Source organism: Sphingopyxis sp. PET50 (genome assembly GCF_025244705.1).
Taxonomy (GTDB): Bacteria; Pseudomonadota; Alphaproteobacteria; order Sphingomonadales; family Sphingomonadaceae; genus Sphingopyxis.
Genome location: NZ_CP104207.1, coordinates 2,909,778 through 2,918,990, shown reverse-complemented (window position 1 = coordinate 2,918,990; position 9,213 = coordinate 2,909,778). Strand labels below are relative to the sequence as shown.

Here is a 9,213-nt window from a genome sequence, read left to right as displayed (position 1 = left end):
CCCAGCCAAGCACCGCGCGACCGCGAACCGCGGGGACTCCGCTGCCCGTCGTGCCTCCACGCGATCGAGGCCCGCCTGATAGCCAAGACCTATGCGTCACCGGCAGGCATCTATCGCCTTCGCCATTGCTCATGCGGGTCCTCAGTAGAGACCAGCGAGACCGTTATCGGGCTTGAGCCGGAAGTGCTCGACATTTCCGACCTCAATTCGGAGCAGGTGAAATTGGCGCGGACGCTGGTTGAGGTCCTTCGTGCAACAAACAGGGAGCAGAGACTATGAGCGATGAGACGCAACCCGATACCGCAGGGTGGCGGGAGTTGATCGAACGGGTGGAGGCTCTGCCGTGCGACAGCGCGGATTTGATCCGCAAGGCCGCGACTCTCATTCTCGGCTCGGTCCCCGATCAGATGAACCGGATGCTCGCAGCGGACGCATATGAAAGCGCCGCGACCATGCTGGTCCCGCCCGGCTGGGAATGGACCATCGAGTCTGGTGGGCATGTCGAGATGACGGCATCGAGACTTCGTGGCCCCAACGTTGAGGGCAATGCCGCCACCCCCGCCCTTGCTATCGTCGCAGCAAGTCTCCGCGCCAAAGCATCCAACGCTTCGACGGACCCAAGGCCATGACCCCCGCGAGCAGAGGGGGTGAGGACGACTGGATCCCCGGCCAGAAGAACGATCACGGCGTCTATTGCCCGACTGAGGTGTTGCGCATGGAGCGCGACAAGAAGGGTTGGTGCGGCGTTGCGCGTGTCGAGATTGATCTTTGCGAATCGTCGGACGGCTGGCGGGGCTCGCGGGGCTTTCAATTCTTTAGCGGCGATCATTGGGGGTCATGCAGCCCCATGACTGACGACGGCCCGCTCCATCCGACGCGCGAGGCCGCGATCAAGGAACAGGTCGAACGCCTCCACCGCGACTTCGCCAATCTCGACGACCCCGCAATGCAGAAGGAGGCCCGCGAAATGCTCGAATGGGCTGACGGCCTCGTTCCCGTCCAGATGGATATGTTCGCATGACCCCCGATCACAAGGAGACGACCATGGTTGAGGCAACACCGGGGATGGTGGAAATGGCGCGGCGGGTCGCTGCCCGCCACAGGCAATCTCACTCCCTCCCCGAAGACGTCGGGAAGGAAGCGGAAGCCTGGCTGCGCGCCATTTCCAGTTGGTTGCTCGAGAACGATTACGACATGGTGCTTCCCAGCGGCGTTCTCGACACGGACCCGCTCGATATCGCTGACAGGCTCGCCGCCCTAACCGCTCCCCCGACCAGCGGAGAGAGGATGCGGGAGGCGTTGGCGAAATGGACGGAAACTCATTTCTTCGTCGATTATGACGAAGAAGGCGAACCACGTCGGTATACTCAAGATGAGGCCGTCAAGCGAGCAAGTATGTCTGGCGGTGACGTCCAACAGGCAGTGCAAGCAACCTTCGCCGCCCTCAACGAAGGAGCGGAGTGATGGCGAGACCCCTTTCGGCAACGATGGTGGCCTGCATTGATTTTGCCGCGGAGCATGGCGGTCTTGTCCGCATGCAGGGCGGGTACTGGACCAAGCGCGGCGCTGGTTGGCGCGGCGACGCCCCTGACGCTGAATGGTTCGGAACCACCACCGTCCACGCCTGCGTCACGCGCGGGGAGCTTCAATACTCCGAATATCATCGCGGAGTCCGGAACGGCCGATTCCCCATCGCTGCCAATCTCCCCGACAAAGAGAAGGGCGCAGGGCAATGAGCGGCGACCTGAAACCGTGTCCGTTCTGTGGTGGCGCCGCGGCGTTCAAATCGGGCTTCACCGATGGCCGAGATATTGGCCGGGTCCTTTGCACCGGGTGCCAGGCGAGCGCCTACCAGTTCGTGCGCCCCAAAGCCGACGCCATCGCCGCATGGAATGCCCGCGCCGAAATCTCCTCCCTACGCGGGGAAGCCGCCGACGAACTCGCCGCCCTCAGGGAGAGGGTGGCGGTGCTGGAAGAGCATATTCGCGAGCAGTCCGAACATTGCCGCGTCCGCATTCAGGATGGCATCGAACTTGGCGCCACAGTCTGGCGGCTCGCGCTGGAAGATGTAGCGCGCGAGAATGCCGCCCTCCTCGCCCACCCTCGACCGAGCAATTTGCAAAAAGCGCAAATTGCTATTGGCCCCAAGCAGGAGGACGGTCGTGAAGGGTGATCCGGTGTTCGAGACGCGGGAGGCGCTGGCGGCGTGGCTGTCCAGAGAGCGCGAGGAGTTCAATCGCCTGCTGGCCTTCAACTATCCGCACCGCTCGACCGAGCAGCGCTTAAAACGCGTCCGAGCCGCCCACGCCCACCTTCTCACCCCGGAGAGCGATAATGGATAAGCAGGATAAATTGGCGGCTGTGATCGTCGCCGCATGGGACGAGAATGGCGAGGTTCCGTTTCCGCTCTACGAACGCGAGGCTCAACGCATCGCCGCTGCCGTCCGTGCCTATATGGTGAGCGATGAGGCGGTGCTTGCTGCCGCCCGCGCCATGGCTGCTGAGATCAACCTCTCGCTTGACTGGTTCGGCGAACCTTCGCGCAACAAGTACCTTCGCCAAGCCCGCGCCGCCCTCTCTGCCGCCACGGGTGACCTTCTTCGCGATCCGGTCGATAAGTGATAGGAGGGGGTATGAAAACGATGCGCCGCAAATTCTACCAGTACCGCAACCGCTGGATCATATGGAAGCACTACCATTTAAGGCCCTCCGAAGAGTGCAACGTCTATGAGGTCATGATGCTGATCTTGGCATTGTCGCCGTTCATTGTCGGGGCCTTGATCGGCGCGGCGGTGATCAATGCTTCGCAGCCCTGATGCCTAAAGCCCTCGCCCTATGAACGACCCCGTGGCCACAGGTGAACGCTGGGCGATCCGGCTCGGCATCATGGCTTGCTTCGCTACCTTCGTCGGGCTGGCGATGATGATCGCGCCGGGGTTGTTCGAGTAGCCCGAAGGACTTGCGAACATAAAAGGAAGGAAGGGACCTATATACTTAGCTAGCCAGAAAAAGGTCGCAAAGGCTATGATAACTCCGGCCCCCCTTTTTCTAAGGATAACAATAGGATGAGTGCAGGAACGGCTCTAACTCCGGCCACCCCCCGACAAGGCGTTCTCGACCTTGGCGTTGGGATTGAGCGCCCTGTGCCTTGAGTTCGGGTCGGCGCGTTCAATTTACAGCCACTTCATCCGATTCAAAATGACTTCCCTCGACACCAGGAACATACGGGAAAGTTCAGATGGGCTGGCAAAATCGACGTATTTTCTCAGCAAATCAAGCGGCACCAACAGCGCAGCAGCGAAGGCGTCTGCCTCCTGCTCTTCCGGCGGCTTGGGTGTCCCGTCATAAGACTGCATGCGTGGGAAAACCTGATAAGCGCCTTCGTCGTCCAGATAATCCTTATGCAGCATGTGGTGCCCAAGCTCATGGGCAATCGTGTATGTCTTTCGGTTGGTATGTAGATCGCGATTAATCACGATACGGCCGTTCATCGGCTCGGAATATCCGGCGACCTGATCGCCAATCTGGCCGTTAAACGTGGCGTAAACAACGTCGATGCCCTCCGCCTGAGCGATGGCCTCAGGGTCGATGGGGGCTTTCGTGATTTTGTATTTCGCCAACAGGTCGCGAGCGGCCCTTTTGGCGCGATCATAGTCAGCGGGCATATCTTTCTCCGTTCCCTATATGGCCCCTTTCGAGTCAGGTGGCAAGGGAGGCGCCGGGAGCGCGGCTAGCTAGGTATATAGGTCCCATAAAAAGCGCGAGAAGATTTCAAACTGACCCACTACCCCGATGATCATTTCGTTGACGTCACCGATATGATCGAGATCGGCAAAGGCGGAATCGAAAGCCGCCCGAGTTGCGGGTGGTGTGGTCACGGGATGCCGCTAGTCAGGCAGGGCTTCAGCCCAAGCCCTGACGCCATCGACCTTCGCTCGGCAGTCACCCCAAGCCGCCCGCATCCCGAGCAGGTAATCCAGCACAAGCTTGTCGCGCTCGATGCCGGGCAGGGGAAGGACAGGAGCCTCAGGCTCGTCCGCGCACGTCAGCAATTCAGCCGCATGGCTTAGTCGGGGCAAGCTCAACGTCCTTTGCGCAGCTCGCCAAAAGCGGAGCCGAGAGGATCGTCACTGCCAGCAGCAGCGGCCCGCGCACGTTCGTTGCCATCGTCGATATCCTTCTTCGTCTGTCCGGCCGCAGCGATTCCCGCCGCGCTCGCCGCCGCGTTCGCTTCCACAAGGGCCTTGGCTGCGGCCTCATAACCCTGCGCCTTGGTCCGCCATGCGTCGCGGCTCGCGTCCACGGTTGACAGGCGCCAGCTCAGGAAGGCGCACAGGGCCGTCAGGAGGGCGAAGGCTATCCGGGTAGGGTTTGCGGTCAGATAGCGCCCAGCGGCGCTCAGGGCGTCCCTGAGACCCGACAGGAGGCCAAGGACGGTGTAGAGGATGGCGCCCATCAGTTTTCCCCGTCCTTGGTCGGCGGAGGAGCCGCGGCAAGCTGGTCACCCATGCGGTCGATGCTGCGGCTCTGCCACCGCTCCTTGATCGCGCCGATGATCGCCATCAGGACAGCGGTCCACGCCGATGCCTCACCCGCCTTGTCGGCCGCGATCGCCATGCCAGCGAGGATCATCACGCCAAGGGCGATGATGCCGAGCAGAGCGATCTCGCTGCCGTGGTCGGTGAGGGGGATGCACTTGCGGGTCACGACAGCCCGCCCGCGCGCAGACCGCGCTCAAAAACCTGCGCATAGTCCTCGATCAGATCGGCCTTGTCGCGACCGTTGATGATCGTCCGCGCGTCCATATACTGCTTGCGGGTGGCGACGCCCTTCATCGGCAATACGTCGGACAGCTTCACGCCGGTGAACCAGCCGCCCTCCATGCCCTTGCGCATGATGAAGGCGGAAATTTCAGGCTCCATCACCTTGTCGGGGTTCGCCAGTATCTCACCCGGCTTGCAGAGGCCGACAGCGGCGCAGGCGGCGTCCGCACGGCGGTAGTTGTCCTCCCACGTCAGTTGCACGTCGCCGCGCCCGTACCAAGGGTAGTAGCGGAGGTGTTTCCTGCGCCATTCCTCGGACAGCCAATAGGCTTCGCGCACCGGCTCCATGGTCTTGTTCGTCTCGTGCCAAGGCGTGGCGAGGATGTAAGCCTGATGCGACAGCGGCGCACCCGCTGCGGCATTCAGGACGCGCTCGATCCCTGCGACCTGCTTTTGCGTGAAAGGCCCGATGCGCGGGCGGATCGACGCGAAAAATTCTGCTCGGTTCATCGGTTCCGTTCCTTGTCTTGAATTTTGCGCACTTGGCGCCTCATCGCTGGCGGCACCGGCTCGCCGAGCGACCGCACACCGGGGAGCGAAATTGCCATCGAAACCGGACCCACGATCTCGGCGCAGGCGAGTGTCAGCGCGGTCGCGGCGTCGCGCACGGCATGGATGGCCGCGATGTTGACGTCGGCGCTCATTTCAGCCTCTGGTCGAGATGCTGGATCGTCACGGTCAGGGCCGAGAGCGACTTCGCCAATTCGATATCGGCCGCCGCGCGCGCAACATCGGCCTCGCGCCGCTTTGCCGACACGTCCTTTTCACGCCAGACGAGATAGGCGATCATCAGGCCAAGCGGGCCAAACTGTCCGAAGGCGGTGATTACTTCTGGCGTCATGTCTCACCTCCTCCGGGACCGGTGTTGAACCAAAGAATGAGCAGCATCACTGCCGTGGCGACGAGCGCGGCCAGCCAGCCGAGAATGGAGGGGAGGGCGGACATCACACGATCCCCATGCCGACCACGTCGAATTGACTGGCCCCGCCGAATTGTGGCACGGTCCTGCGGTGACCAAAGAGCCCTCTCAAACGTACAGACTGGCGGCCATCGTCGCGTGCCTTATCGCGCTGGCTTTTGTGGTAGCTTCCGTTGCCGCTGCCTTCATCTGGCCCGATCAGCCGCAATGGATCGGCGATCCTGAAATCTAGACCCGCGGTCATGAGCGCAGGTCGTACAGGAAGCTGAAATAGTCACGGATGAGTTGCAGGTCGTCGGCGTCGGCGATGCCCTTAATGATGATGATGTCGCCATAGATTGCATCGAACAGGCCCGTGGAGGGCGTGGTGTGAATGCCGACGCGTAGATGGTTCGTGCCCGGCACCGATCCAGACCCTGCGGGCGTCGCCGTGCCGGTGACGCCGTTGACCTCCATCCAAAGGCTGACATTGCCCGCGCCGGGAAAGCTGTGGGTCGCGAGTATCTTGCATATTTTGTTCTGGATACTCGTAGGGCTGGTGACGCTCAGTTGAGTGCCGTTCATTCGCAGGTTCGTTGCGCTATTCTGGTTGATGATCTGGGTGCCTGTGCTGCTGATAACGCAGCCCGCCGTCGATTCTGGCTTGCAGAGAACCGCGTAGGTCCAGTCGCCGGTGCCATCGAACACATTGCCGACGGTTTCGAGATAGAGAGCTGACGCGCCACTCGTATCCATGCCGTCGCGGTCGGTCCCGTTGATTGCGCCGAACGCATTTTCGCCGATCAGCGGGCGATTGGCGTCGGTGGCCTGCACCAGATGAAAACCGTTCCCGCTGAGGTCGTCGAGCTGCGATATCTTGGTCGAGACGTCGATCCGATCGTCCGGCGACCACGGGCTGTACCACGCCCGCAAGCCAGTGAGCGCGCCGATCGCCGAGCGATAACTCGCCAGTGTCTCGAAGGCTGGGAGGTCGCCAGTGGCGTCCTGGTCGGAGGTAAAGATGCGCGTCATTGTTCGACCTTCCTCAATTCAAAGCCTGGCTGAAAATCGCACCCGCATTGTAGAGGTGCGTCGTTCCGTCCCAGCGCGAGAGCGCGGGGTCGCTGTCGCGGAGGCAACCGCGCGCCCCGTCAGTCGGGCCGCTGTGGGTGTCGGTCCTGTTGTCGTAGGCGTAGCTAAGGATCGCAGTCGCCCCGATGGCCCCGGATAGGGTGACGCGGATAGTATCGGACGACTGGACCGCAACGCTGCTGATCGTCCGCCCTGCCGCGTCGGAATAGGTGAATCCGTAATTTCCCGGATCAGTGCAGAGCGCCGTATCGAGAACCAGCGGCTCAACCGGCACCCAGAAACGAACGTCCACGTAATCCGAACCGAGCATGAAACTGCGCGGACTGACGCCGCGCCAGTCGCGCCCCTCGAAGATCACGGCGCGGATCGCCTTTTCGATGTACTCGCCCTTCAGCCGGTTCCCATCGGGCGTGAAGTGCAGATCGTCGACATATTCGAAGATATAGTCGGGACCGACCAAGACGATTTTGTCATTATTCACCGAAGCCTTGAGTTGCCCCAAGCGCGAGCGTAGCCCCGATACCGTTCCCGCCGCGATCTGCGTTACGAAGAAATAGACCGGCTCCTTCTGCCCTGTGATCGCCTGCACGTCGGTTTCGGTATCGCTCTGCCATTCGGTCAGCATCAGGTCATAGGTCGTGCTCGTCGCGTCCGCCTCGCCGTGGAGAATGACGAAGCCGGGAACTACGACATTGCCGCCGAGAGCGACAATCCGGGCCGTCTGGGCGAGGATATCGTTATAGGCGGCGGTCCCCTTCTTGAGCCCAGCATAGTCTATCCCGGGGTTGCCGTTGCCGAAGGCAACAAACTTTTGCTCGGGATAGTCGGCGGCCTGCTGATCGACGATCGACGCGACATAGGATGGCGCCACCGTCTCGACGCTGTTGTCCGATTGAAGGTCGGTGAACACTGCCGATGGCGAACTGGTCGCGCCCGAGAAAACCGGCCCGCCGCTGAGCATCAGCGCGACGCCCGGATGCGGAGGCGTCGTCGTGATCGCGGGGGACGAGACAGGTGATCGGCTGTTCGACTGGCCCTGCTGCCCAAAGGCGAACATCGTCACGTCGCGCAGAAGGGCCCGTTGGTCGCTGCCGTCGAGGTTCATGCGATAGGGCGCGAGTGCACCACGAAACCGATCCGAGAAAAACAGTATCTCATTACCGACTATCGACGGCGAGCGATTATTACCCTCATCAGTCAGAATTTCGGTCGATGAACCATAATAGGCGACGATCTGGTCGCTTTCCTCGCGTACCAGCGGAAGCGTCGGTTTGGCGCTGGCGCTTTCAGCAAAAGTCACAGCGGCAGCAATACGCCGATCATAGGATCCGATGTAGAAGGCGCCCGTGCCATCGACGCCGAACAGCGCCTTGCCGTCCGCTGAGCGGATCATCAGACCGGTGACGCTAGGCTGCGGACTGCCTTCGACCGAACCTCCCGCCGATGGACGGTCGAAGGGATGGGCATCCACGAAGCCCGCCGCCTCGACCATGGCTTTCACCTGTAGATAAGCGCCGCTCGCCTCGTCGAGCGTCAGGTTCCAAGAGCCGTCATTGTATATTGTCCCCAGAGAGAATTTATCGTCGCTCAAAAACCGGAAGGCAGCGGGTTTCTGCTCGTTGGGAACGAGGTCGAAGGGATGCGCCAATCCGCTCGTTGCGGCGACCTCGGCGATGTCGGGGAGCGCGGGCACGATCGCGGCCATGTCGTCCACTGCGCCCGCGGCGGCGATAACGTTGTCGATATTGCCGCCGACGATAGCGACATCAGCGATGTTGGGGGCGATTGCCCCAATCGTGTTCGCTCCACTCAGATCATCGGCAACGGCGCCCACGTCGGCGATACTGTCCGCAACCGCGTTGATGTTCTCGATGTTTTCGGCGACGTCGTTGATGCCCTCGTCTTCGAGCATCGCCTCGATCAACTGACGCTGCCGGATCGCTTCCGCCGTGTTCTCGCCGAAGTGGACGACAACCGGAGGCCGTCCGACAGTCGCGGTCATGTCTGCCATCGTCAGGCTCCCTGAAGCTTGAATTCGCCGGCGAAGTGCGTGAGTTTGTCGCCCCCGTCCGGCGTGCATTTGATGTTGAAAAACAGCGTCTCGATCGCGCCCGGATCAAAGCCACCGCGTAGAATGCCGATGTCATATTCCGCGATGGAAACGGTCACGACCGTATCGCTTCCGACAAGCTCGGCCGCAAAATCGAACGGGGCCAGCATCGGGCTCGATTCCTCGAATGCCGCCCTTACACCGCCCTCGAAGACCGCCGTCGTGTAATCGACGCCCTCGTAAGTCACGACCCGAACGAACGGCTCGTCGTTGAAGAGAGACAGCGGCCAATAGGCGCCGCCCGCCGCCGCAATCTCTCGCGGCCACGTTGCAGGAACTGCCATCGTCGA

At 61.7% G+C, this 9,213-nt stretch carries 18 protein-coding genes; 8 read left to right on the top strand and 10 right to left on the bottom strand.

The window, feature by feature from the left end; genetic code table 11:
• The first annotated feature begins 275 nt into the window (after window positions 1-275).
• Genes N0A20_RS15420 through N0A20_RS15385 form a run of 8 tightly spaced genes read left to right on the top strand, consistent with a single transcriptional unit; the run spans window position 276 to window position 2,816 of the window.
• On the top strand, window positions 276-629 hold the full coding sequence (locus N0A20_RS15420) for a hypothetical protein (RefSeq protein WP_260581227.1): 354 nt from the start codon (window positions 276-278) through the stop codon (window positions 627-629).
• A complete protein-coding gene (locus tag N0A20_RS15415) occupies window positions 626-1,021 on the top strand; it encodes a hypothetical protein (RefSeq protein ID WP_260581226.1) in 396 nt (131 codons plus the stop codon). The genes N0A20_RS15420 and N0A20_RS15415 overlap by 4 nt, the downstream gene beginning before the upstream one ends.
• Window positions 1,018-1,464 carry a hypothetical protein gene (locus N0A20_RS15410; RefSeq protein ID WP_260581225.1) on the top strand — a complete coding sequence of 149 codons (447 nt, stop codon included), beginning with the start codon at window positions 1,018-1,020 and terminating at the stop codon, window positions 1,462-1,464. Before N0A20_RS15415 ends, N0A20_RS15410 begins: the two co-directional genes overlap by 4 nt.
• On the top strand, window positions 1,464-1,736 hold the full coding sequence (locus N0A20_RS15405; protein ID WP_260581224.1) for a hypothetical protein: 273 nt from the start codon (window positions 1,464-1,466) through the stop codon (window positions 1,734-1,736). The genes N0A20_RS15410 and N0A20_RS15405 overlap by 1 nt, the downstream gene beginning before the upstream one ends.
• Window positions 1,733-2,173, top strand: a complete 441-nt coding sequence (locus N0A20_RS15400; RefSeq protein WP_260581222.1) for a Lar family restriction alleviation protein — start codon at window positions 1,733-1,735, stop codon at window positions 2,171-2,173. Before N0A20_RS15405 ends, N0A20_RS15400 begins: the two co-directional genes overlap by 4 nt.
• Window positions 2,163-2,342 carry a hypothetical protein gene (locus N0A20_RS15395; RefSeq protein ID WP_260581221.1) on the top strand — a complete coding sequence of 60 codons (180 nt, stop codon included), beginning with the start codon at window positions 2,163-2,165 and terminating at the stop codon, window positions 2,340-2,342. Before N0A20_RS15400 ends, N0A20_RS15395 begins: the two co-directional genes overlap by 11 nt.
• The gene (locus N0A20_RS15390) at window positions 2,335-2,622 is read left to right on the top strand and encodes a hypothetical protein (RefSeq protein ID WP_260581220.1); all 288 of its coding nucleotides are present in this window, start codon (window positions 2,335-2,337) and stop codon (window positions 2,620-2,622) included. The genes N0A20_RS15395 and N0A20_RS15390 overlap by 8 nt, the downstream gene beginning before the upstream one ends.
• Window positions 2,623-2,633: 11 nt before the next feature.
• Window positions 2,634-2,816, top strand: coding sequence for a hypothetical protein (locus N0A20_RS15385; protein WP_260581219.1), 183 nt, complete (start codon window positions 2,634-2,636; stop codon window positions 2,814-2,816).
• Window positions 2,817-3,173: 357 nt separating this feature from the next.
• On the opposite strand, the gene N0A20_RS15380 is transcribed toward N0A20_RS15385, so the two are convergent.
• The 10 genes from N0A20_RS15380 to N0A20_RS15335 form a co-directional block, all read right to left on the bottom strand.
• Window positions 3,174-3,665: an ImmA/IrrE family metallo-endopeptidase gene (locus tag N0A20_RS15380; RefSeq protein WP_260581218.1), complete on the bottom strand. Its 492-nt coding sequence runs from the start codon at window positions 3,663-3,665 to the stop codon at window positions 3,174-3,176.
• A 416-nt stretch (window positions 3,666-4,081) separates the two neighbouring features.
• Window positions 4,082-4,456 carry a hypothetical protein gene (locus N0A20_RS15375; protein ID WP_260581217.1) on the bottom strand — a complete coding sequence of 125 codons (375 nt, stop codon included), beginning with the start codon at window positions 4,454-4,456 and terminating at the stop codon, window positions 4,082-4,084.
• Complete coding sequence (locus N0A20_RS15370; protein WP_260581216.1) at window positions 4,456-4,707, bottom strand: hypothetical protein; 252 nt, start codon at window positions 4,705-4,707, stop codon at window positions 4,456-4,458. Before N0A20_RS15370 ends, N0A20_RS15375 begins: the two co-directional genes overlap by 1 nt.
• Complete coding sequence (locus tag N0A20_RS15365; protein WP_260581215.1) at window positions 4,704-5,273, bottom strand: hypothetical protein; 570 nt, start codon at window positions 5,271-5,273, stop codon at window positions 4,704-4,706. Before N0A20_RS15365 ends, N0A20_RS15370 begins: the two co-directional genes overlap by 4 nt.
• Window positions 5,270-5,467, bottom strand: coding sequence for a hypothetical protein (locus N0A20_RS15360; protein WP_260581214.1), 198 nt, complete (start codon window positions 5,465-5,467; stop codon window positions 5,270-5,272). The genes N0A20_RS15365 and N0A20_RS15360 overlap by 4 nt, the downstream gene beginning before the upstream one ends.
• Entirely contained in the window at window positions 5,464-5,664 is a 201-nt protein-coding gene (locus tag N0A20_RS15355; protein ID WP_260581212.1) for a hypothetical protein, read from the bottom strand. Before N0A20_RS15355 ends, N0A20_RS15360 begins: the two co-directional genes overlap by 4 nt.
• Before the next feature lie 103 nt (window positions 5,665-5,767).
• A complete protein-coding gene (locus N0A20_RS15350; RefSeq protein WP_260581211.1) occupies window positions 5,768-5,986 on the bottom strand; it encodes a hypothetical protein in 219 nt (72 codons plus the stop codon).
• Entirely contained in the window at window positions 5,983-6,753 is a 771-nt protein-coding gene (locus N0A20_RS15345) for a hypothetical protein (protein WP_260581210.1), read from the bottom strand. The genes N0A20_RS15350 and N0A20_RS15345 overlap by 4 nt, the downstream gene beginning before the upstream one ends.
• A 13-nt stretch (window positions 6,754-6,766) precedes the next feature.
• The gene (locus N0A20_RS15340; protein ID WP_260581209.1) at window positions 6,767-8,824 is read right to left on the bottom strand and encodes a hypothetical protein; all 2,058 of its coding nucleotides are present in this window, start codon (window positions 8,822-8,824) and stop codon (window positions 6,767-6,769) included.
• Window positions 8,825-8,826: 2 nt separating this feature from the next.
• On the bottom strand, window positions 8,827-9,207 hold the full coding sequence (locus N0A20_RS15335; RefSeq protein WP_260581208.1) for a hypothetical protein: 381 nt from the start codon (window positions 9,205-9,207) through the stop codon (window positions 8,827-8,829).
• Window positions 9,208-9,213 lie beyond the last annotated feature (6 nt).

Excerpts from the sequence above, each read along its gene's own strand:
- N0A20_RS15420 (WP_260581227.1), top strand. The coding sequence starts at position 276 with ATGAGCGATGAGACGCAACCCGATACCGCAGGGTGGCGGGAGTTGATC.
- N0A20_RS15415 (WP_260581226.1), top strand. The coding sequence starts at position 626 with ATGACCCCCGCGAGCAGAGGGGGTGAGGACGACTGGATCCCCGGCCAG.
- N0A20_RS15410 (WP_260581225.1), top strand. The coding sequence starts at position 1,018 with ATGACCCCCGATCACAAGGAGACGACCATGGTTGAGGCAACACCGGGG.
- N0A20_RS15405 (WP_260581224.1), top strand. The coding sequence starts at position 1,464 with ATGGCGAGACCCCTTTCGGCAACGATGGTGGCCTGCATTGATTTTGCC.
- N0A20_RS15400 (WP_260581222.1), top strand. The coding sequence starts at position 1,733 with ATGAGCGGCGACCTGAAACCGTGTCCGTTCTGTGGTGGCGCCGCGGCG.
- N0A20_RS15390 (WP_260581220.1), top strand. The coding sequence starts at position 2,335 with ATGGATAAGCAGGATAAATTGGCGGCTGTGATCGTCGCCGCATGGGAC.
- N0A20_RS15385 (WP_260581219.1), top strand. The coding sequence starts at position 2,634 with ATGAAAACGATGCGCCGCAAATTCTACCAGTACCGCAACCGCTGGATC.
- N0A20_RS15380 (WP_260581218.1), bottom strand. The coding sequence starts at position 3,665 with ATGCCCGCTGACTATGATCGCGCCAAAAGGGCCGCTCGCGACCTGTTG.
- N0A20_RS15375 (WP_260581217.1), bottom strand. The coding sequence starts at position 4,456 with ATGGGCGCCATCCTCTACACCGTCCTTGGCCTCCTGTCGGGTCTCAGG.
- N0A20_RS15365 (WP_260581215.1), bottom strand. The coding sequence starts at position 5,273 with ATGAACCGAGCAGAATTTTTCGCGTCGATCCGCCCGCGCATCGGGCCT.
- N0A20_RS15360 (WP_260581214.1), bottom strand. The coding sequence starts at position 5,467 with ATGAGCGCCGACGTCAACATCGCGGCCATCCATGCCGTGCGCGACGCC.
- N0A20_RS15355 (WP_260581212.1), bottom strand. The coding sequence starts at position 5,664 with ATGACGCCAGAAGTAATCACCGCCTTCGGACAGTTTGGCCCGCTTGGC.
- N0A20_RS15350 (WP_260581211.1), bottom strand. The coding sequence starts at position 5,986 with ATGACCGCGGGTCTAGATTTCAGGATCGCCGATCCATTGCGGCTGATC.
- N0A20_RS15345 (WP_260581210.1), bottom strand. The coding sequence starts at position 6,753 with ATGACGCGCATCTTTACCTCCGACCAGGACGCCACTGGCGACCTCCCA.
- N0A20_RS15340 (WP_260581209.1), bottom strand. The coding sequence starts at position 8,824 with ATGGCAGACATGACCGCGACTGTCGGACGGCCTCCGGTTGTCGTCCAC.
- N0A20_RS15335 (WP_260581208.1), bottom strand. The coding sequence starts at position 9,207 with ATGGCAGTTCCTGCAACGTGGCCGCGAGAGATTGCGGCGGCGGGCGGC.